The organism is Variovorax multivorans, from assembly GCF_051216835.1.
Classification (GTDB): Bacteria; Pseudomonadota; Gammaproteobacteria; order Burkholderiales; family Burkholderiaceae_C; genus Variovorax.
In genome coordinates this window covers 56249-78530 of the sequence record NZ_JBPJZL010000018.1, presented here as the reverse complement: position 1 = coordinate 78530, position 22282 = coordinate 56249, and the positions used below count along the sequence as shown (strand labels likewise).

General features: G+C 67.0%; 17 protein-coding genes. All 17 read left to right on the top strand.

Annotated features, from left to right (window positions below; genetic code table 11):
- The first annotated feature begins 7 nt into the window (after nt 1-7).
- The 17 genes from ACSFCA_RS31905 (at nt 8) to tssH (ending at nt 22269) form a co-directional block, all read left to right on the top strand.
- Complete coding sequence (locus ACSFCA_RS31905) at nt 8-1942, top strand: ABC transporter permease (protein WP_435462297.1); 1935 nt, start codon at nt 8-10, stop codon at nt 1940-1942.
- Nucleotides 1939-2748, top strand: a complete 810-nt coding sequence (locus tag ACSFCA_RS31900) for an ABC transporter ATP-binding protein (protein WP_097197427.1) — start codon at nt 1939-1941, stop codon at nt 2746-2748. The genes ACSFCA_RS31905 and ACSFCA_RS31900 overlap by 4 nt, the downstream gene beginning before the upstream one ends.
- Nucleotides 2745-3479, top strand: coding sequence for an ABC transporter ATP-binding protein (locus ACSFCA_RS31895; protein ID WP_435462298.1), 735 nt, complete (start codon nt 2745-2747; stop codon nt 3477-3479). The genes ACSFCA_RS31900 and ACSFCA_RS31895 overlap by 4 nt, the downstream gene beginning before the upstream one ends.
- 31 nt (nt 3480-3510) lie before the next feature.
- Nucleotides 3511-4236, top strand: coding sequence for a bifunctional nicotinamidase/pyrazinamidase (gene pncA, locus ACSFCA_RS31890; protein WP_258351877.1), 726 nt, complete (start codon nt 3511-3513; stop codon nt 4234-4236).
- 71 nt (nt 4237-4307) lie between these two features.
- Nucleotides 4308-5441 (top strand): ABC transporter substrate-binding protein, encoded by a 1134-nt coding sequence (locus tag ACSFCA_RS31885; protein WP_435462336.1) that lies wholly within the window; start codon nt 4308-4310, stop codon nt 5439-5441.
- Nucleotides 5419-5919, top strand: a complete 501-nt coding sequence (locus ACSFCA_RS31880; RefSeq protein WP_435462299.1) for a (2Fe-2S)-binding protein — start codon at nt 5419-5421, stop codon at nt 5917-5919. The genes ACSFCA_RS31885 and ACSFCA_RS31880 overlap by 23 nt, the downstream gene beginning before the upstream one ends.
- Nucleotides 5916-9686, top strand: a complete 3771-nt coding sequence (locus ACSFCA_RS31875) for a molybdopterin cofactor-binding domain-containing protein (protein WP_435462300.1) — start codon at nt 5916-5918, stop codon at nt 9684-9686. Before ACSFCA_RS31880 ends, ACSFCA_RS31875 begins: the two co-directional genes overlap by 4 nt.
- A 94-nt stretch (nt 9687-9780) precedes the next feature.
- Nucleotides 9781-10962, top strand: coding sequence for a fumarylacetoacetate hydrolase family protein (locus ACSFCA_RS31870; protein WP_258351873.1), 1182 nt, complete (start codon nt 9781-9783; stop codon nt 10960-10962).
- A 151-nt stretch (nt 10963-11113) separates the two neighbouring features.
- Nucleotides 11114-12208: a type VI secretion system protein TssA gene (gene tssA / locus ACSFCA_RS31865; protein ID WP_258351872.1), complete on the top strand. Its 1095-nt coding sequence runs from the start codon at nt 11114-11116 to the stop codon at nt 12206-12208.
- Nucleotides 12209-12300: 92 nt separating this feature from the next.
- On the top strand, nt 12301-12879 hold the full coding sequence (tssB, locus tag ACSFCA_RS31860; RefSeq protein WP_093081718.1) for a type VI secretion system contractile sheath small subunit: 579 nt from the start codon (nt 12301-12303) through the stop codon (nt 12877-12879).
- 33 nt (nt 12880-12912) lie between these two features.
- Nucleotides 12913-14421, top strand: a complete 1509-nt coding sequence (gene tssC / locus ACSFCA_RS31855; RefSeq protein WP_093059305.1) for a type VI secretion system contractile sheath large subunit — start codon at nt 12913-12915, stop codon at nt 14419-14421.
- A gap of 47 nt (nt 14422-14468) precedes the next feature.
- A complete protein-coding gene (locus ACSFCA_RS31850; protein ID WP_097197420.1) occupies nt 14469-14951 on the top strand; it encodes an Hcp family type VI secretion system effector in 483 nt (160 codons plus the stop codon).
- 127 nt (nt 14952-15078) lie between these two features.
- On the top strand, nt 15079-15939 hold the full coding sequence (locus ACSFCA_RS31845; RefSeq protein WP_435462301.1) for a type VI secretion system accessory protein TagJ: 861 nt from the start codon (nt 15079-15081) through the stop codon (nt 15937-15939).
- 11 nt (nt 15940-15950) lie between these two features.
- Nucleotides 15951-16478: a type VI secretion system baseplate subunit TssE gene (tssE, locus tag ACSFCA_RS31840; RefSeq protein WP_042673168.1), complete on the top strand. Its 528-nt coding sequence runs from the start codon at nt 15951-15953 to the stop codon at nt 16476-16478.
- Complete coding sequence (tssF, locus tag ACSFCA_RS31835; protein ID WP_435462302.1) at nt 16479-18350, top strand: type VI secretion system baseplate subunit TssF; 1872 nt, start codon at nt 16479-16481, stop codon at nt 18348-18350.
- Nucleotides 18347-19543, top strand: coding sequence for a type VI secretion system baseplate subunit TssG (gene tssG / locus ACSFCA_RS31830; protein WP_435462303.1), 1197 nt, complete (start codon nt 18347-18349; stop codon nt 19541-19543). Before tssF ends, tssG begins: the two co-directional genes overlap by 4 nt.
- Entirely contained in the window at nt 19540-22269 is a 2730-nt protein-coding gene (gene tssH / locus ACSFCA_RS31825) for a type VI secretion system ATPase TssH (RefSeq protein WP_258351869.1), read from the top strand. Before tssG ends, tssH begins: the two co-directional genes overlap by 4 nt.
- Nucleotides 22270-22282: the final 13 nt, after the last annotated feature.

The window sequence follows — 22282 nt, the reverse complement described above, 5'->3', positions numbered from 1 at the left end:
TGCACCCATGAGCCTCTCGTCCCTGCTGCTTCAGTTCCTCACCGGGCTGTCGTCGGCTTCGTCGCTGTTCCTCGTGGGGGCCGGCCTTTCGTTGATCTTCGGCGTCACGCGCATCGTCAACTTTGCGCATGGCTCCTTCTTCATGGTCGGCATCTACCTGGCCTACACGCTGGTCGAGAAGCTCGGCGGCGGCATGGGCTTCTGGCCCGCGCTGGTGATTTCCGCGCTCGCGGTCGGCATTCTCGGCGCGCTGATCGAGATGGTGCTGCTGCGCCGCATCTACAAGTCGCCCGAGCTGTTCCAGCTGCTGGCGACCTTCGCACTGGTCCTTGTCATCAAGGATGCAGTGCTCTACATCTGGGGGCCTGACGAACTGCTCGGGCCGCGTGCTCCGGGCCTGTCGGGCTCCGTCGAAATCCTGGGCCGGCAGTTTCCGACCTACGACCTGTTCCTCATCGTCGTCGGCCCGGTCGTGCTCGGCCTCATGTGGCTGCTGCTCACGCGCACCCGCTGGGGCACGCTGGTGCGCGCCGCCACGCAAGACCGCGAGATGGTCAGCGCGCTGGGCGTGAACCAGGCCTGGCTCTTCACCGCGGTGTTCGCGCTCGGCGCCATGCTCGCGGGCCTGGGCGGTGCGCTGCAACTGCCGCGCGAGCCGGCCACGCTCGCGATGGACCTCAACACCATCGGCGCAGCCTTCGTGGTCGTGGTGGTGGGCGGCATGGGCTCCATTCCGGGCGCCTATGCGGCGGCGCTGCTGATCTCCGAGATCAAGGCCGTGTGCATCTGGCTCGGCGTGGTGGAGATCTTCGGCTACAGCGTGTCCTTCTCGAAGCTCACGCTGGTGGTCGACTTCATCGTCATGGCCATCGTGCTGGTGTGGCGCCCGTGGGGCCTGTTCGGCCGGCCGCAGGCACCGAGCCGCTACGTGGGCATGGCCGAGGAGCCGCTGCGCCGCGCGAGCAAGGGTTACCTGTGGCTGGTCGCCGCGCTGGGCGTGGTGCTCATGGCCATGCCGCTGCTCACCGCCGATTCGCCCTACACCACGGTGCTGATGATCGACCTGCTGATTGCCGCGCTGTTCGCCGCCAGCCTGCACTTCATCATGGGTCCGGCCGGCATGCACTCGTTCGGCCATGCCGCCTACTTCGGCCTCGGGGCTTATGGCGCCGCGCTGCTGGTGCGCTCCAGTGGCTTGCCAATGGAAGTCGCGCTCATCGTGGCCCCGCTGGTCGCGGCCATCGGCGCCTTCGTCTACGGCTGGTTCGCGGTGCGGCTGTCGGGCGTGTACCTGGCCATGCTCACGCTGGCTTTCGCGCAGATCACCTGGGCCATCGTCTACCAGTGGGATTCGTTCACCGGCGGCAGCAACGGCCTCACGGGCGTTTGGCCGTCGGAATGGCTGTCGGACAAGCGCACCTACTACTGGCTCACGCTGGTGCTCGTGGCCGCCGGAATCCTGATGCTGCGCCGCGTGCTGTTCTCGCCCTTCGGCTATGCGCTGCGCGCGGGCCGCGATTCGGTGCTGCGCGCCGACGCCATCGGCATCGACGTCAAGCGCATGCAGTGGACGGCCTTCGTCGTCGCGGGCGCCGCGGCGGGGCTGGCCGGTTCGCTCTACGCCTTCTCCAAGGGCAGCATCTCGCCAGAGAGCCTCAGCGTCGACAAGTCGGTCGACGGGCTGGTGATGGTGCTGCTGGGTGGCATCCAGACGCTGGCCGGGCCGGTGGTCGGCGCCGTCACCTTCAGCTGGCTGCACGACACCGTGGCGCGCAACACCGACTACTGGCGCGCGACGCTCGGCGCCATCATCCTGATCCTCGTGCTGCTGTTCCCGCAGGGCATTGCAGGCTTTGCGAAGCAGCTGACCGACAAGCTGCTGCGCCGCGCCAAGCCCGATGCGGCGCCTGTGGCCGCCGAGGCGAAGGAGGCCAAGGCATGACGACCACCTCCAACACACCCCTGCTCAAGGTCGAGAACCTCGGCAAGTCCTTCGGCGGCGTGAAGGCCGTCGACGGCATCAGCTTCGAGCTGCACGCCGGCGAACTGCTCGCGCTCATCGGCCCCAACGGCGCCGGCAAGTCGACCACCTTCAACATGGTCAACGGCCAGCTCAAGGCCGACCAGGGTTCGATCCTGTTCGATGGGCATGAGCTCGTGGGCCAGAAGCCGCGCGCCATCTGGCGCCAGGGCGTGGGCCGCACTTTCCAGATTGCCGAAACCTTTGCCTCGCTCACCGTGGTCGAGAACGTGCAGATGGCGCTGCTGTCGCACGACGGCAAGCTGTTCTCGATGTGGCGCCGCGCGGCCGACCACAAGCGCGACGAAGCACTGGCGCTGCTCGACCAGGTCGGCATGAAGTCGCAGGCCGACCGGCCCTGCAGCGTGCTGGCGTATGGCGACGTGAAGCGGGTCGAGCTCGCCATCGCGATGGCCAACAGCCCCAAGCTGCTGCTGATGGACGAGCCCACCGCCGGCATGGCGCCCAAGGAGCGCAACTCGCTCATGGCGCTGACCAAGGACCTCGTCATCCAGCGCGGCATGGCCGTGCTCTTCACCGAGCACAGCATGGACGTGGTGTTCGCGTATGCCGACCGCATGATCGTGCTCGCGCGCGGACGCCTCATCGCACAGGGCAAGCCGCTCGAAATCCGCGACCACCCGAAGGTGCAGGAGGTGTACTTCGGCAGCGGCAAGACATTCGAGAAGATCGCAGAGAAAGCCGCAGCCCTTGGAGTCGCCGCATGAGCACACACGAACCCCTCCTGCAGGCCAAGGCCCTGTGCGCCTGGTATGGCGCCGCGCAAATCCTTTATGACGTCGACCTCGAAGTGCGTCGCGGCGAAGTGGTTGCGCTCATGGGCCGCAACGGCGCGGGCAAGTCGACCACGCTGAAGACGCTCATCGGCATGCTGACCAAGCGTCGCGGCGCGGTGCGCTTCCTGGGCCACGACATCTCCAGGAGCGAGCCGCACCACGCAGCGCGCCTGGGCCTGGGCTTCGTGCCCGAAGACCGCCGCGTGTTCACCGACCTCACGGTGATGGAGAACCTCGAAGTCGGCAAGCAGCCCGCGCGCCGCTGGGCCGACGGCACCGACGCGCCGCTGTGGACGCCCGAGCGCCTGTTCAAGCTGTTCCCCAACCTCGGCGAGATGCCGAACCGTCCGGGCGGACGCATGAGCGGCGGCGAGCAGCAGATGCTGACCGTGGCGCGCACGCTCATGGGCAACCCGTACCTCGTGCTGCTCGACGAGCCTTCCGAGGGCGTGGCCCCGGTGATCGTCGAGCAGATGGCCAACATGATCCTGGAGCTCAAGGCGCAGGGCGTGAGCATCCTGCTGTCGGAGCAGAACATGCACTTCGCCGAGCTGGTGTCCGACCGCGCCTATGTGCTCGAGAAGGGGCAGATCCGTTATCAAGCCACCATGGCCGAGCTTGCGGCCAACGACGAAGTTCGCCGCGCCTACCTCAGTGTTTGAGTTTTTCCTTCAACCCATCGGAGTCCACGCCATGCATCGCAGAACCCTCGTGAAATCCGCCGCCGCCCTGGGACTGGCCGGCGGCTTCGGCAGTGTCGGTTTCAACGCCTTCGCGGCGGGCAAGATCAAGCCCGGCGACAAGGCCGCGCTGATCGTGGTCGACGTGCAGAACTGCTTTCTCGACGGCGGCACGCTGGCGGTGAAGGGCGGCAATGAAGTCATTCCGGTCATCAACGCACTGGCGCCCGCGTTCCAGAACATCGTCGTCACGCAAGACTGGCACACGGCGGGCCATGCATCCTTCGCAAGCACCTATAGCGGCAAGAAGCCTTTCGAGACCACCAAGCTCAGCTACGGCACGCAGGTGCTTTGGCCCGATCACTGCGTGCAGGGCACTGAAGACGCCGCGCTTGGCAAGGAGCTGAAGGTGCCAACCGCGCAACTGATCATCCGCAAGGGCTTCCACAAGGAGATGGACAGCTACTCGGCCTTCGAGGAAGCCGATCACAAGACGGCCACGGGCCTGGCCGGCTACCTGAAGGCGCGCGGCATCAAGACCGTGTTCGTCACCGGCCTGGCCACCGACTTCTGCGTGGCATGGACCGCGATGGACGCGCGCAAGGCTGGCTTCGAGGCCTACGTGATCGAGGACGCCACGCGCGGCATCGACCTCAACGGCTCGCTGGCCGCGGCGTGGAAGCAGATGACGGCCAAGGGCGTCAAGCGCATCCAGTCCGCCGACATCCAGACCGCCTGAGCCCGCACCTCGAAGAACAGCAGAAAAAGCGAGATCCACGACGCATGAAGCCCTCCCTTTCAAGGCGCGCCATGATGGCGGGCGGTGTCGCCCTGGCCCTTGGCCCCGGCCTGCTGCGGTCGGCACGCGCGGAAAACGGCGTGACCGACACCACCATCCGCATCGGCCAGTCGGCCGTGTTCAGCGGGCCGGCAAAAGACTTCGGCGTCGACTACCGCGCGGGCATCAAGCTGTACTTCGACCGCGTCAACAAGTCGGGCGGCGTCAACGGCCGCAAAATCGAACTCGTCACGTATGACGACGCCTACGACCCCGCAAAGACCGCCATCAACACGGCAAAGCTGATCGACGAGGACAAGGTCTTCGCGCTCACCGGCTACGTGGCCACCGGCAACCTCGCGGCCGCGATGCCGCTGGCCGAGAAGGCGGGCGTGCCGATGTTCGCGCCGCTGGTGGGCACCAGCTCGTTCCGCACCAAGGTCAACCGCTACCTGTTCCACGTGCGTGCGGGCTACGACCTGGAGCTGCGCAAGATCATCAGCCACCTCTCGACCATCGGCATCCAGTCGATCGCGGTGGTCTACCAGGACAGCGCCTTCGGCAAGTCGAACCTCGCCACCTGCGAGGAGCTGGCGGCAGACCACAAGGTGAAGGTGCTCAAGACCTTCCCGCTGGCCATCACGGCCGAAGACGCGAAGCAGGTCGTCACCGGTCTGTCTGAAGCCAAGCCGGGCGCGGTCGTGATGATCATGGCCGGGCGCATGGTCGAAGTGTTCATGCGCGACTACCGCGCGAACGGCGTGGGCGCGCCGCTGTACACGCTGTCGGTCGGCATCACCGACGCGGCCGGTTCGGCCAAGCGGCTAGACGGCAAGCTCGCGGGGCTGGTCACGGCCAGCATCGTGCCGCCGCCGCAGGCGCAGCGCATGCCCATCGTGGCCGACTACCAGCGCGACCGCGCGGAGTTCGGCGAGAAGATCGACAGCTACACCGCGCTGGAGGGTTACATCGTCGCGCGCGTGATGGTCGAGGGCCTGCGCCGCGCGGGCAAGACGCTCACGCGCGACAGCTTCATCGCCGGGCTTGAAAGCATCGGCAGCACGCGCATCGGCGACTTCCCCGTCGAGTACAGCGCGAAGAACCACAACGGCTCGACCTTCGTGGACCTGGAGATGTACACCCGTGACGGCCAGTTGCGGCGCTGAGCCGCTGCACCTGCTGGTCAACGGCCAGGCGCAATCGATCGAGGGCGTGCCGCGCGAAGCGACGCTGCTGCACCTGCTGCGCAATGACCTGGGGCTGAACGGCCCCAAGTACGGCTGCGGGCTGGGGCAGTGCGGCGCGTGCACGGTGCACGTCGACGGCGTGGCGGCGCGCTCGTGCGTGATTCCCGCGCATGGCGTGGCGGGGCGTGCCATCACCACGCTTGAAGGGCTGGGCGCGCGGGGCGACTGGCATCCGGTGCAGGCCGCCTTCGAAGATGCACAGGCCGCGCAGTGCGGCTACTGCCTCAACGGCATGGTGATGCAGGCGGCGGCCTTGCTCGCGCGCGATCCTGATGCGAGCGATGCGCGCATTCGCGCCGAGCTCTCGGGCAACCTGTGCCGCTGCGGCACGCACATCGAAATTCTCGACGCCGTGCAACGCGCGGCGGTGCGCATGCGCGCGCATCCGGCCCCATGACGCGACGCGCCGATCTTCCGCGGACACGCGCCGAGTTTCTGTCGGCCGATGGCGTGCTGCTGGTGGTGCGCGAGACCCCGCTCGCACCGCCGCCCGCCAAGGGCCAGCCCGCGTTCATCGCTGGCAACCCGCTCGAAGGCGACGAGATCCTGCTCGCCGTGTGGGACGACGGAAGCGCCTCGGCACTCAACGGCCACGTCGATCTGGGCACCGGCATCCAGACCGCACTCGGGCAGATCGTGGCCGAGGAACTCGACCTCGGCATGCCCTGCGTGCGGGTGATGCTCGGCGACACCGCGCGCGCGCCCAACCAGGGCGCGACGATTGCGAGTGCGTCGATCCAGATCCATGCGCAGCCGATGCGGCTTGCCGCCGCGCAGGCGCGCGCGTGGCTGCTGGCGCGCGCGGCTGAACGGCTGGGCGTGGCCGTCGATGCGCTACAGGTGCGCAATGGTGTGGTGCGAATCACCGAAGCGCCGGACCGCCACGTCAGCTACGCCGAACTCGTGGCCGGCCAGCGCACCGTGCTGCGGCTCGATCCGCAGGCGCAGCCCAAGAATCCCGCTGACTATCGCGTCGTCGGCACGCGGCAGGCGCGCGTCGACATTCCGGCCAAGCTGGCAGGCGAGCTCGTGTTCGTGCACGACATGCGCGTGCCCGGCATGCTGCACGGCCGCGTGGTGCGCCCGCCGTATGCGGGCGCGGACCATGGCGAGTTCATCGGCAATACGCTCGAGGCGGTCGATGAATCGTCGATTACGCACATCCCCGGCATCCGCGCCGTGGTCGTCATCCGCGACTTCGTCGGCATCGTGGCCGAGCGTGAGGAGCACGCCGAGCAGGCCTTGCGCGAACTGCGCGTCACGTGGAAGCCATGGCCCGGCATGCCTGACCTGGGCGACCTGGCACAGGCGCTGCGCGACAACGCGTCGACGCAGCGCACGCTGGTCGATGAAGGCGATGTCGATGGTGCCATTGCCGCCGCCGCGCAGCCGATGCATCGCACCTACGTGTGGCCGTACCAGATGCATGCGTCCATCGGCCCTTCGTGCGCGCTCGCTGACTGGCAGCCGGCCGATGGCAGCGGCATGCAGCTGCGTTGCTGGGCCGGTTCGCAGAATCCGCACGTGCTGCGCGCTGACCTTGCAAAGCTCATGGGCGTGGAGGACGTGCAGGTCGACGTGGTCCGCATGGAAGCCGCTGGCTGCTATGGCCGCAACGGCGCCGACGACGTGGCCGCCGATGCGGCGCTGCTCGCGCGTGCGGTCGGTGCGCCGGTGCGCGTGCAGCTCACGCGCGAGCAGGAGCATGCGTGGGAGCCCAAGGGCGCCGCGCAGCTCATGGAGATCGACGGCGGCCTCATGGCCGACGGTCGCGTCGCCGCCTATGACTTCGAAACCTCGTACCCGTCGAACGGCGCGCCCACGCTCGCGCTGCTGCTCACGCGCACCATCGAACCGGTGGCGCAGGCCTTCGAGATGGGCGACCGCACCGCGCGCCCGCCCTACACATACGACAACCTGCGCGTGAAGGTCAACGACATGGCGCCGATCGTGCGCGCCTCGTGGCTGCGCGGCGTGTCGGCGCTGCCTAGCTCATTCGCGCACGAGTCGTACATCGATGAACTGGCGACTGCTGCTGGTGTGGACCCGGTGCAGTTCCGCCTGCGGCATCTGGAAGATCCGCGCGCGGTCGAACTGGTGCAGGCCACTGCGCAGAAGGCCGGCTGGCGCATGCGCACCGGGCCGCAGGAGAACGCGGACGGCGGGCTCGGCGAAGGGGGCGACATCCTTTTCGGGCAAGGCTTTGCGTACGCCCGCTACATCCACAGCAAGTGGCCGGGCTTCGGCGCCGCGTGGGCTGCGTGGGTGGCCGACGTCGAGGTCAATCGCAAGACCGGCGAGGTGCATGTGCGCCGTGTGGTGGTGGGGCATGACGCGGGGCTGATGATCAACCCGGCGGGGGTCGAGCATCAGATACACGGCAACGTGATCCAGACAACGAGCCGGGCGCTGAAGGAGCGGGTGCAGTTCGCGCCGCAGCAACAACAACAGCAGGAAGGCTCGACGACGGGCGCACAGCTGCCGGGCGTGCTGCCTTCCGGCGTGGTCGCGAGCCGCGAGTGGGGTGCCTATCCGATCATCAATTTCCGCGAAGTGCCGGTGATCGAGGTGATGCACATGCCCCGGCCTGGAGAGCCGTCGCTGGGGGCCGGTGAGTCGTCTTCGGTGCCGGGGACTGCGGCGATTGCGAATGCGATCTTCGATGCGACGGGGGTGCGGTTTCGCTCGCCGCCGTTTACGCCGGAGACGGTGCTGGCAGCACTGAACCCATTGACTTCGGACTTGCCCCCTCTCCCTCCGGGAGAGGGTTGGGGTGAGGGCAAGCGGCCTGCGAATGGTGACGCCGTCGCACCCTCATCCCAGCCTTCTCCCAGAGGGAGAAGGAGCAATGCGGGAGCCGCATGGCCTCAGCGCAAGAGCGTCTGGGCCACCGGCGCTGCGCTCGTCGTCGGCGGCATCGGCGTGGTCGCCGGTCTGCTCGGCTGGCGCTCCGCCATCGCGCCCGTATCGCTCACCGCTCCGGTCTACAGCCAGGCCACCATCGAACGCGGGCGTGTGCTTGCCGCTGCCGGCGACTGCGCCGTGTGCCACACCGCCCCTGGCGGCGCGCCCAATGCGGGCGGCCGCGCGATGGAAACGCCCTTCGGCAAGCTCTACACGACCAACCTCACGCCCGACCCCGAGACGGGCCTCGGCCGCTGGTCCTTCAGCGCCTTCCAGCGCGCGATGCGCGAAGGCGTCTCGCGCGACGGCCATTACCTGTACCCCGCGTTCCCCTACACCGCATTCGCCAAGGCCAGCGACGACGATCTGCAGGCGCTCTATGCCTACTTCATGTCGATGCCCGTGGTGCGTGCGGAAACGCCGAAGTCCGAGCTCAAGTTCCCGTTCAGCATGCGGCCGCTGATGGCCGGCTGGAACGCGCTCTTCCACGATTCGACGCCGATGCAACCCGTGGCCACGCAAAGCGCGGAATGGAACCGTGGCGCGTATCTCGTCAACGGCCTGGGCCATTGCGGCGCCTGCCACACGCCACGCAACGCGCTCGGCGCGGAGCAGGGCGGCAGCGCCTTCCTGTCGGGCGCCATGATCGACGGCTGGGAGGCGCCCGCGCTCACGCACCTGTCGAGGTCTGCGGTGCCGTGGGACGCCGATGAGCTCTACCGCTACCTGCGCCAAGGCCACACGCAGCGCCATGGCATCGCCGGTGGGCCGATGGCCGAGGTGGTGCGCGAACTCGCACAGGTGCCGGATGAAGACGTACGCGCGATGGCAACCTACCTCGGTTCGTTCAATCCTGCACCGTCCGCGCAACCGACCGCCGTGGCACAGCAAGCGATCGATAACGCCGCACGCACGCAGGGCCAGTTGCTCGGCCCCGCGCAGCGCATGTTCGACAGCGCCTGCGCCTCCTGCCACCACGACGGCAACGGCCCTACGCTGCTCGGCGTGAACACGCCGCTCGCGCTCAACAGCAACCTCACGAGCGCGAGGCCCGACAACCTGCTGCGCACCATCCTCGATGGCGTGCGCGAGCCCGCGAGCCGCGACATCGGCTTCATGCCCGCGTTCCGAGAAGTGCTCGACGACCGGCAGATCGCCGAACTCGCCGGCTACATGCGCGCGCGCTTCGCACCGCAGGAGCCTGCGTGGGCCAACCTGCCTGCCGACGTGGCGCGCGTGCGCGCCGCGCCGGGGCACTGACACCAGGAAGAGAAGGAAAGAGCCGGCCGCGTCGTGATCCGCTGTGCGCCGCTACGATGCAGCGTAGCGCACACATCCACGGAGACACCACGCCATGCCGCTCGATCTTTCAATCTCTTCCAGCCTGCCCCGCGACGCCGAACGCGCCACCCTCGTCGGCCGTTTGTGGCAACCCGGCGTGGGCCCCGTGCTGGTGGCCGTGCACGACGGCGACCTGTATGACCTGTCGGCGCTTGCGCCGACCATGAGCGACCTGCTCGAGGGCAAGAAGGCGCCTGCAGAAGCCGTTCGCCACGCATTGCAGGGCGCACCGCGCATCGCCGCGCTCGACGAGGTCCTTGCCAACAGCGACGAGACCGCGCGCGACACGAACAAGCCCTGGCTGCTCGCCCCCTGCGACCTGCAGGCCATCAAGGCCAGCGGCGTCACCTTCGTTGCGAGCCTGCTCGAACGCGTGATCGAAGAGCAGGCACGCGGCGACGCATCGAAGGCCGAGGCCACGCGCGCGGCCATCGGTGGCGTGCTCGGCGACAACCTCGCCGACATCGTGCCGGGCTCGCCCGAGGCCATGAAGGTCAAGGAAGTGCTGATCGCGCAGGGCGCGTGGTCGCAGTACCTCGAAGTCGGCATCGGCCCCGACGCCGAGATCTTCACCAAGGCACCGGTGCTCTCCGCCGTGGGCACGGGCGCCGACGTCGGCATTCATTCTGGCTCGGTGTGGAACAACCCGGAGCCCGAGGTCGTCCTCGCCGTCAACAGCCGTGGCGAGACGCTTGGCGCCGCACTCGGCAACGACGTCAACCTGCGCGACTTCGAAGGCCGCAGCGCGCTGCTGCTCGGCAAGGCCAAGGACAACAACGCCTCGTGCGCCATCGGCCCCTTCATCCGCCTGTTCGATGCGCACTTCGGCATTGCGGACGTGCGCCGCATCACCGTTGCGCTGGAAGTGACCGGCCCCGAAGGCTTCACACTCGAGGGTTCGAGCTCGCTGTCGAAGATCAGCCGCGATCCGCTCGACCTCGTGGCGCAGACCGTGGGTAGGCATCATGCCTACCCTGATGGTTTCATGTTGTTTCTTGGAACGATGTTCGCGCCGACACAAGACCGTCATGGGCCTGGGCAAGGATTCACCCACGTCGTAGGCGACCGCGTGTGCATTGCCGCACCGGAACTCGGCGCCCTGGTCAATCGCGTTGTGCACGCGGACCAGGCGCCGATGTGGACTTTTGGTATCAGTGCGTTGATGCGCAATTTGAGTGAACGCGGTCTGCTGTGATTCGCATGTAGACGTTCCGTTTGAATTTCAAAAGGAGTTGTACTCCTTAGTAATTCATACGCGTCGTGTTGCAATCTGTTGCTGTTGACCGCGCCTCTTGTTCCCCTCAAGATTGCCGCTGTTACGAAACGGTTGAACAGGGAGAAGAGGTTTGTCGCCGAGCGAAATCGATCTATTGCAGTTGCCTGTGGAAGGCTCGCATCCGTGCGGTGAAGACCTGGAATACGACCCCGATTTCATGGCGTTGCATCAAGCAACAACGGGTAAGCGCGAGCAGCAATTCGGCTCGACGATCATCCCCGCCGAGCCACCCGACTGGGCTCGCGTGGAGCGCATCGCGAAGCAGCTGTGCACACGTACGCGCGACCTGCGGGTGCTGGTACCCCTCACGCTGGCCTGGACCGAAAACCGTGGCTTGCCCGGCTATGTCGATGGGTTGCAACTCGTCGACGCCGTGCTGCAGAAATTCTGGGACAACGTGCATCCGCGCGTTGTCGACGATGGCTTCGAAGACCCGCTGCCGCGCATGAATGCGCTGGCCGCGCTGGCCGAAGCCGAGGGACTGGGGCGCAGTGTTCGCGATGCCAGGCTGCTCGAAGACGGCGGCGCATCAATGAGCCTGCGACAGGTCGAAGCCTTGCTCGATTCGAGCAAGACCGACCATCAGATCGATTACCCGGGCGGCATCGGCCGACTGCGGGACGCGGCGCGGCGCGCGCAGGAAAAGGCGGCGCCCCCGGTGGTGGCGTTGCGTGCTGCGCTCGACCTGCTGCAGCGCATTCGCGAAACCTGCGAGCGCGCGCTCGGCCAGAGCTGGGCGCCGGATTTCTCGCGGCTCGAACGCTCGCTGCGCACCGTGGCCCAGCTGTTGCCCGAGCAGGCGCCCGGCGAAGGGGTAGAGGCTGGCGCAGCCCACTCTGGAGCCGATCCGCAAGGGGCGGGAGTTGCCGAGCCGGCTGCGAAGGGTGCTGCTGCCGGCAGTGCAAATGGTGGTGCTGGCCTACGCACGGTGCTTGTTAAAGATATTGAAATATCGACTCGTGATGATGTGCAAGTGTTGTTGGAAAAAGCTTGCCAGTTCATGGAGCGCACGGAACCCAGTCATCCGGCGCCCATGCTGATTCGCAGAGCGCAGCGGCTGCTGGATCTCAACTTCTTCCAGATCATCGAAGAGCTCGTGCCCGAGGGATTGCAAAAGATAGAAAGCCTTGCAGGACGTCCGCTGAACAGTGGGGGCAGCACGTAATAAACAAGAAGGCGGAGGCCGTCGCGGACTCCGCAGGCCGGCAGGACTGCCGGGGTCGTACCCACACGCATTACAGATTCAAGAGGAAGCTTATGGCAGACAACCGTGTCAGAAACAGTGGTCAGAAGTTCATTGCGCGCAACCGCGCGCCGCGTGTGCAGATCGAATACGACGTCGAGATCTACGGCAGCGAACGCAAGATCCAGCTGCCCTTCGTGATGGGCGTCATCGCCGATCTCGCGGGCAAGCAGGTCGACCCGATGCCCGACCTCGGCGAGCGCGAGTTCATGGCGGTGGACATCGACAACTTCGATGAACGCATGAAGTCCATCAAGCCGCGCGTTGCCTTCCAGGTGCCCAACACGCTCACCGGCGACGGCCAGATGAACGTCGACATCACCTTCGACAGCATGGACGACTTCTCGCCCGCGCGCATTGCCCGCCAAGTTGGCGCGCTGCAGCACCTGCTCGAAGCGCGCACCGAGCTGTCGAACCTGCTGTCCTACATGGACGGCAAGAACGGCGCGGAGCAACTGATCGCGCAGGCGCTGCAGAACCCGGGGCTTCTCAAGTCGCTGGCCTCGGCGCCGAACCCGGCCGTCGCCAAGGCCGTGGAAGCCGCCAACGAAAAGGCCGGTACGCCCGGCAACCCAGGGACCTCTTCCGAGTAAGCGCGAGCACGAGCAGCAAGGACCGTCATCATCATGAGCACCGCCCCCAAACAGACCGCCGCGCGCGCACCCGCCTCCGTCGAAACGCTCGAGCCGAACGAGTTCTCCGACCTGCTGCAGCGCGAGTTCAAGCCCAAGACCGACCAGGCCCGCGAGGCGGTCGAGAACGCCGTCAAGACGCTGGCCGTACAGGCGCTCGAAAGCACCGTCACCGTCTCCAACGATGCCTACCGCACGGTGCAGGCCATCATCACCGAGATCGACCGCAAGCTCTCCGAGCAGATCAACCAGATCCTGCACCACGAGGACTTCCAGCAGCTCGAAGGCGCATGGCGCGGCCTGCACTATCTCGTGAACAACACCGAGACCGACGAACAGCTCAAGATCCGCGTGATGTGCGCGTCCAAGCGTGAAGTGGCGCGCTCGCTCAAGCGTCACAAGGGCATCGGCTGGGACCAGAGCCCGCTGTTCAAGAAGATCTACGAAGCCGAGTACGGCCAGTTCGGCGGCGAGCCCTTCGGCGCGCTGATCGGCGACTTCCACTTCGACCACAGCCCGCCCGACGTCGAGATGCTCAGCGAAATGGCCAAGATCGCCGCGGCCGCGCATTGCCCCTTCATCGCCGGCGCATCGCCCACCGTGATGCAGATGGATTCGTGGCAGGAGCTGTCGAACCCGCGCGACCTGACCAAGATCTTCCAGAACACCGAGCACACCGCATGGCGCAGCCTGCGCGACTCGGAAGACGCGCGCTACATCGGCCTGGCCATGCCGCGCTTCCTGGCTCGCCTGCCATACGGCGCGCGCACCAATCCGGTCGACGAATTCGAGTTCGAGGAAGAGACCGACTCGGCCGCGCACAGCCGCTACACCTGGGCCAACTCGGCCTACGCAATGGGCGTGAACATCAACCGCTCGTTCAAGCAGTACGGCTGGTGCACTTCCATCCGCGGCGTGGAGTCCGGCGGTGCGGTGGAGAACCTGCCCACGCACACCTTCCCGACCGACGACGGCGGCGTGGACATGAAGTGCCCGACCGAGATCGCCATCAGCGACCGGCGCGAGGCCGAGCTTGCCAAGAACGGCTTCATGCCGCTGGTGCATCGCAAGAATTCCGACTTCGCGGCTTTCATCGGCGCGCAGTCGCTGCAGTTGCCGGCCGAGTACTACGACGCCGACGCCACGGCCAACGCGAACCTCGCGGCGCGCCTGCCGTACCTGTTCGCCTGCTGCCGCTTTGCGCACTACCTGAAGTGCATCGTGCGAGACAAGATCGGTTCGTTCCGCGAGCGCGAGGACATGGAGCGTTGGCTCAACGACTGGATCATGAACTACGTCGACGGCAGCCCCGGCACCTCGTCGCAGGACACGAAGGCGATGAAGCCGCTGGCGGCGGCGGAAGTCCAGGTGGAAGCCATCGAGGACAACCCGGGCTACTACGCCGCCAAGTTTTTTCTCCGGCCGCACTATCAGCTCGAAGGGCTGACGGTGTCGTTGCGGCTGGTTTCGAAGCTGCCATCCAACAAGAAGGACAGCAGCTAATTCAACGGTGTCCCGGAATCGGGCACATATAACTTTGGGGGTTAATCATGGCAGTAGACATGTTCATGCGCGTTGAAGGCGCAAACGGCGAATCGAAAGACTCGAACCACAAGGAGTGGACGGACATCAAGTCGTTTGCGTGGGGAGCAACGCAGCCTGGAAACATGGTCAGCGGCGGCGGCGGCGGAGTTGGCAAGGCCAGCTTCAACGACCTGCAGGTGCTCGCACGCATCGACAAGGCGGCACCGTCCGTCCTGAAGAACTGCGCCAGCGGCAAGCACCTGAGCAAGGTGGAAGTGTCGGTCTGCAAGGCGGGGGGCGCGCAGATCGAATACACCCGCGTCACGCTCGAAGAAGTGCTGGTCACCTCGGTGCAGTACACGGCCGAGCAGGGTTCGGACGCCGTGTTCGTGCAGTACGCCTTCCAGGCCGCAAAGGTGAAGCAGCAGTACTGGGAACAGACCGACAAGGGCGGCAAGGGCGCCGAGACGGTGCTGGGCTGGAACATCAAGGAAAACAAGGAAGCCTGATTTCCTTTTTCTCGATGCGCGGCCGGCCCAGCGGGCCGGCCGCGACGTTTTTCCCGACGGCCTCCACGGCCGTCCTTCGCACACAGGCCTTTCGCGCCGTGTGCCACTCAGTCAGCGAGGAAGCTTCATGGGCGATGGGTTTGCAGTGCTGGGCGAACGCTCCGTGGCCGAGCACACCGAATGGGTACAGAGGCAGATCCGCGCCAATCCCCAGAATGCAAGCTTGCGTCTTGCCCTGTGCCACTTCCTCGCGCTGCGCGGCGAATGGCAGCGAGCCGAAGACCAGCTCAAGCTCGCCACCAAGCTCGACCCCACTTTCACTCCCGCCAGCGTCACGTGTTCGATGGCGCTTTCGGGCGAACGGCATCGCAGCGACTTCTGGTCCGGCGGACGCGCTCCGGCCATCGTCTGCGGCAACGCGGAATGGGTCGAACAGCTGATCGCTGCTGCTGCCCTGCCGGCCGACCGCGCCGAGGAAGCCGCCGCCTTGCGCGAGACCGCGCGGCAGGCCGCGCCCGCCTTGCATGGCGCGCTCACCAGCGTCGACCGCTCCGATTCGCGCGCCGTGCAGGCGCTCGACGGCGAACCGGTGGAGCGCAGCATCTTCGCGTGGCTGTGCGACGGCGACGTGCGCATCGGCGCGGTGCTGGAGCTGCTCACGCCCTCGGGCTATGCATGGCTGCCCCTGCCCGAAGTGCGCCGCATCAAGTTCTCGCGCCCGCAACACCTGGTCGACCTGCTATGGGCGCCTGCCGAATTCGAGCTGCATGACGGCCGCGCGCTCAACGGCCTGGTGCCGGTGCGCTATCCGGGCTCGTTCGAAGGCCTCGACGACGAAACCACGCTGGGCCGTCGTACCGACTGGCTGCCATTGGCTGGCGAAGATCAATACGCGGGCCTCGGCCAGCGCACGCTGATCAGCGAGGCTGGCGACCATTCGCTGCTCGACCTGCGGCTCATCGAGTTCTCGCGCGAGGACGCGACCTGATGAGCAGCATCATGGACACTGACGGCGACCAGCAGGAAAGCGTCGCGCGCGACCGCCTGCAGCCGGTGCTGCTCGACCGCCTCACCGACAAGACGCCGCAGACCCGTCAGGAGCGCGCGGGCGCCTTCCTCATGAGCGGCAGGCTGTTGCGCGACTCGGTGCTGCGCGATCTGCAGTGGCTGCTCAACACCACCAATTTCGGTGCGGACCACAACATCAACACCATGCCGCGCGCGCGCCGCTCGGTGTTGAACTTCGGCGTGCGCGGCTGGGCCGGCGGGCGCATGTCGGAGGTCGACTTCGCGGACGTCGAAGCGGCCATCCGCTCGGCCATCATCGACTTCGAGCCGCGCATCATGAAAGACAGCATCGACGTGCGCTGCGTGACCGACGCCACCGATCTCGAGCACCACAACCTGCTCGCGCTGGAGATCCGCGGCACGCTGTGGTCGGTGCCGTACCCGATCGAATTCATCCTGCGCTCGGAGCTCGACCTCGAAAGCGGGCACATGGTGCTGCGGCCCACCGGAGGCCTCTGAATGGATGCCAGGCTGCTCGACTACTACAACCGCGAGCTCACCTACATGCACGAGCTCGGGGCCGAGTTCGCGCAGCGCTACCCGAAGATCGCGGGCCGCCTCGGCATGCGCGGCATCGAGGTCAGCGACCCGTACGTGGAGCGCCTGCTCGAAGGCTTCAGCTTTCTCACCGCGCGCATCCAGCTCAAGATGGACGCGGAGTTTCCGCGCTTCTCGCAGCGGCTGCTCGAAGTGGTGTACCCCAACTTCCTCGCGCCGCTGCCCGCCATGGCCGTGGTGCAGATCGACGGCAATCTCAACGAAGGCTCGCTGAAGGCCGGCTACGAGCTGCCGCGCCACACCATCCTGCGCGGGCGAATGATCAAGGGCGAGCAGACGGCCTGCGAGTTCCGCACCGGCCATGCCGTCACGCTGTGGCCCATTCGCATCGCCGACGCCGGCATCGGCCCGGTGCCCGCGGAAATCGCGCATGCGATGCCCATGGCTGCGCGGCAGGCGAAGAGCGCCATCACCATCAAGCTCGAAGCGGTGGGCGGTGCGCGCTTTGCCGACATGCCGCTCGACCGACTCGAGTTCTTTCTTTCGGGCGCGGAGCTGCATGCGTTGCGCGTGCTCGAACTTGCGGCGCACCACAGCCTCGGCGTCGTGTGCCGCAGCGGACCGGGCAGCACGGCACGCATCGTGCCGCTGGGCGACGAGGCCATCAGGCACGAGGGCTTCGACCCCGACCAGGCGCTGCTGCCCTATGACGCGCGCTCGTTCCAGGGCTACCGCCTGCTGCACGAGTACTTCGCATTCCCCGACCGCTACCTGTTCTTCAGCGTGAGCAAGCTGCGTGCGGCGGTGCAGGCCATGGGCGGCACCACGATGGAGATCGTGATCCTGCTCGACCGCGCCGACGGCGACCTCGAACGGCTGGTAGACGCCAAGCACTTCTCGCTGTTCTGCACGCCCATCATCAACCTAGTGCCGCGCCGCAGCGACCGCATTCCGGTGGGACCGGGCCAGCACGAGCACCACGCGGTAATCGACCGCACGCGCCCGCGCGACTTCGAGATATTCACCGTCGAGCGCGTCACCGGCCACATGGCCAACGGCTCGGAAGAGCGGGAGTTCCGGCCCTTCCTTGGTTCGTTTGCGGCGGACGATGGCGACTTCGGCGCGTACTTCTCGCTGCGCCGCGAGCCGCGCCTGGTGTCGGACCGCGCACGCGCCCAGGGCACGCGTACCAGCTACACCGGCAGCGAGGTCTACGTGTCGCTGGTCGACCAGCACGACGCGCCGTTTCCGCACAGCCTGCGGCACATCACGCTCGATGCGCTGTGCACCAACCGCGACCTGCCGCTGCTGCTGCCGACCGGGCTTGAGTCGGATTTCACGCTGCGCGTGTCGGCGCCCGTGCGATCGATCCGCATCCTGCGTGGGCCTTCGCGGCCGTACCCCGCATTGGCCGAAGGCGCGCTGACGTGGCGCCTCATCAGCCACCTGGGCCTGAACTACCTGAGCCTCACCGATGTCGATGCGGCGCAGGGCGCGGCCGCGCTGCGCGAGATGCTCGACCTGTACGGCAACCTCGCCGACCCCTCGGTGCGCCGCCAGATCCAGGGCGTGCGCTCGATGGCGTTGGCGCCGGTGTTCCGCCGCCTGCCGGAGCCGGGCCCCATCGTGTTCGGGCGCGGCGTGGAGATTGCGCTGAAGATCGATGAGGTCGCGTTCTCGGGCGCGAGCCCGTATCTTTTTGGTGCCGTGCTGGAGCAGTTCTTCAGCCGGCACGTGTCGCTCAATGCGTTCACCGAGTTCGCGCTGTCCAGCCTGCAGCGCGGCGAGATCGCGCGGTGGACCCCGCGCGTGGGACGCCGCCCCGCCGTATGAGCGAAACCGGCTTCACCGACGGGATGCAGCAAGCCGCAGCGCCGGCCGGGGAGGCCCAGGAGGTGCTGGACGCGGCCGAGGTCCGCCATGACATCGTGCAGCCCACTCTCCCTGTGGCACCTCGGCGCGGCGTGCCGCAGACCGATCCTGTGCTCTGGGCCAAGCTGGTCGAGCAGCCCTTCGAGCACGACCTGTTCATGCTGCTGCGCCGGCTCGACGCGCAGGGCGACCATCCGCTGCTGGGCCGTGCGCCACGCCCGCTCGACGAGCCGCTGCGCCTCGGGCAGGAGCCCTCGATGGCCTTCGCGCCTTCGAACGTGTCGGGTGTCGATGTCGACAGCGACGGCCCACCGCGTATCTCGATCTACGGCTTCGGCCTGTTCGGCCCCAACGGTCCGCTGCCGCTGCACCTGACGGAGTACGCGCGCGAACGCAAGCGGCATCACGCCGACAACACCATCAGCGCGTTCGCTGACCTGTTCCATCACCGGCTGATCCTGCTGTTCTACCGGGCCTGGGCCGACGCGCAATCGGTCAACAGCCTGGACCGCCCCGACGGCCACCGCTTCGTCGACTACGTGGCCAGCCTCATGAACATGGGGCAGCCCGGCCTCAAGGAGCGCGACCGCATTGCCGACCATGCGCGCACCTTCATGGCGGGCCACCTCGTGCGTCAGACGCGCAACCCCGAGGGCCTGATCCAGATCCTCAAGCTCTACTTCGACGTGCCCGTGCGCGTCGATGAGTTCGTCAGCGACTGGGTGATGATCGACGAGCGCCAGGTCAGCCGCATCGGCATCACCGGCCGCAACCACCGGCTCGGCGGCGGCGCCACCATCGGCCTTGCGGTGCGCGATGCGCAGAGCAAGTTCCGCCTCGAACTCGGGCCGCTCTCGCAGGAAGAGTTCCGCGAGTTCCTGCCGGGCAGCAAGCGGCTGCAGCAGGTGGTCGACTGGGTGCGCCAGTACGTCGGCATCGAGTTCGCGTGGGACCTGCGGCTCGTGCTCAAGAAGCAGGACGCGCACGGCATGCGGCTCAACAGCAACCAGCGCCTCGGCTGGGGCAGCTGGCTCGGCACGCGCCTGTCGGACACCGACGCCGGCGACATGGTGTTCCAGCCCGAAGCATTGTTTTCCCGTTCCGCATCGGCGGCACCCGTTGCCGCGCCCGCATCTTCCTCCATGGCTCTATGACCGACATCCGCCGCGTCTCTCTTTTCTCGAAACTCAATCCGATGCTCTACAAGGCATTGGAGACCGCCACCGCCTTTGCCAAGCTGCGCGGCAATGCCTACGTCGAGCTGGTGCACTGGCTGCACCAGATCCTGCAGCTGCAGGACAGCGACATGCTGCGCATCATCAAGCGCGCGGGGCTCAACCTCGACGCGGTCGAGCAAGACCTCGTGCGTGCGCTCGACCGGCTGCCGCACGGTGCCACGTCGATCAGCGACATCTCCGAGCACGTCGACAACGCCGTCGAGCGCGCGTGGGTCTATGCGAGCCTGCGCTTCGAGGCTACCTCGATCCGCGGTGCGTATTTGCTCGCGGGCATCATCAAGACGCCGGGGCTGCGCCAGGTGCTCTCGGGCATCTCGCGCGAGTTCGACAAGATCGTGCCCGACGTGCTGGTGGCGCAGCTCGCTGCATGGACCGAAGGCTCGCCTGAAGACGACTTCGATGCCGCACCAAGCGGCGTCGCGGCCGGCGGCGCAGCCGCTGCCGCGCACCACCAAGGCGATAGCCCCGCGGCAGGTGGTTCGGCGCTCGCCAAGTATGCGAGCGACCTCACCGCCAAGGCACGCGCAGGCGAGCTCGACCCGGTCTACGGCCGCGACGACGAGATCCGACAGATCATCGACATCCTCATGCGCCGCCGCCAGAACAACCCGCTGCTCACCGGTGAGGCCGGCGTCGGCAAGACGGCAGTGGTCGAGGGCCTTGCCTCGCGCCTCGCCGCGGGCGACGTGCCGCCTTCACTGAAAGACGTGTCGCTGTGGGTGCTCGACCCCACGCTGCTGCAGGCCGGTGCGGGCGTGAAGGGCGAGTTCGAACAGCGCCTGCGCCAGGTGATCGACGAGGTCGAGAAGAGCCCCAAGCCCATCGTGCTGTTCGTCGACGAGGTGCACACGCTGGTAGGCGCAGGCGGCACGGCCGGCACCGGTGACGCGGCCAACCTGCTCAAGCCGGCGCTGGCGCGTGGGCGGCTGCGCACCATTGGCGCGACCACCTGGTCGGAGTACAAGAAATACATCGAGAAAGATCCGGCGCTCACGCGGCGCTTCCAGACCATCCAGGTGCACGAGCCCACCGAGCCCAAGGCGGTGATCATGCTGCGCGGCATCTCGGCCGAGCTGGAGAAGCACCACGGCGTGCTCATTCTCGACGCCGCGCTCGAGGCGGCCGTGAGCCTGTCGCACCGCTACATTCCCGCGCGGCAGTTGCCTGACAAGGCCGTGAGCCTGCTCGACACGGCTTGTGCACGCGTGGCGCTGAGCCAGCACGCGCTGCCCGCTGCCATCGAAGACCTGCAGCGCCGCATCGAGGTGCTGGGCATCGAGTCGGGTATTGCGGGGCGCGAAGCGGCCATTGGTGTGGGCGAGCACCAGCGTGTGGAAGGCATCGCGGTCCAGGTGGCGGCGGCGCAGGCCGAACTCGATCTGCTGGAGACGCGGCGCGTGGAAGAAAGCGCGCTGGTCGAGCGCATCGTGGCGCTGCGCAAGCAGCTGTCGCCGGCGGCGGTGCCGGTGCAGGCGGAGACGGCAGAAGCCGGCGAGGCGAATGTCGATGCAGATGTCGATACGCCGCCCGCTGAACCCCAGCGCACGCCCGAGGAAATCCGCGCCGAACTCAACGAAGCACAAGACAAGCTCGTGCAGCTGCAGGGCGAGTCTCCGCTCATCCTCGCGGCCGTCGATGCGCAGGCCATCGCCACCGTGGTGGCCGACTGGACCGGCATTCCCATCGGACGCATGGTGCGCGACGACGCGCAGTCGGTGCTCAAGCTCGGCGAGATTCTTTCGGCCCGCGTGGTCGCGCAGCCCGATGCGCTGGAGACCATTTCGCGCCGCATCCGCACCGCGCGCGCACGGCTCGACAACCCCAACAAGCCCGTCGGCGTGTTCCTGCTGTGCGGCCCCTCGGGCGTGGGCAAGACCGAGACCGCGCTGGCATTGTCTGAAGCTTTGTATGGCGGCGAGCAGAACCTCGTCACCATCAACATGAGCGAGTTCCAGGAGTCGCACACCGTCTCCACGCTGAAGGGCGCGCCGCCCGGCTACGTGGGTTACGGCGAAGGCGGCGTGCTCACCGAGGCCGTGCGCCGCAGGCCCTACAGCGTGGTGCTGCTCGACGAGATCGAGAAGGCGCACACCGACGTGCACGAGATCTTCTTCCAGGTGTTCGACAAGGGCTGGATGGAAGACGGCGAGGGCCGCCACATCGACTTCCGCAACACCGTGATCATCATGACCTCCAACGTCGGCACCGACCTGGTCATGCAGCTGTGCGAAGACCCGACCCTGCGCCCCGATCCCGAGCCGCTGGCCGCAGCGCTGCGCGAGCCGCTGCTCAAGGTGTTCGCGCCCGCGCTGCTCGGCCGCCTCGTTGTAGTGCCTTATTACCCGTTGCACGCAGAGGCATTGCATCGCATCATCCGCCTCCAGCTCGATCGCATCGCGGCGCGCCTGCAGGCGAACCACGGCATTGCTTTGGCCTACGACGACAGCGCTGTCGAACTCGTCGCGCGCCGTTGCACTGCCATCGAATCGGGCGGCCGGATGATCGACGCGATCCTCACGCACACGATTCTTCCGCGGTTGAGCGAGGAAGTCATCGGCGCCACGGTCAGTGCACGCAAGCTCGCGGGCGTGCAACTGAGTGCGGCGGATGACGATTTTCGCTACGAATTTTCTGAACATTGAGCGCAGAAAGGGA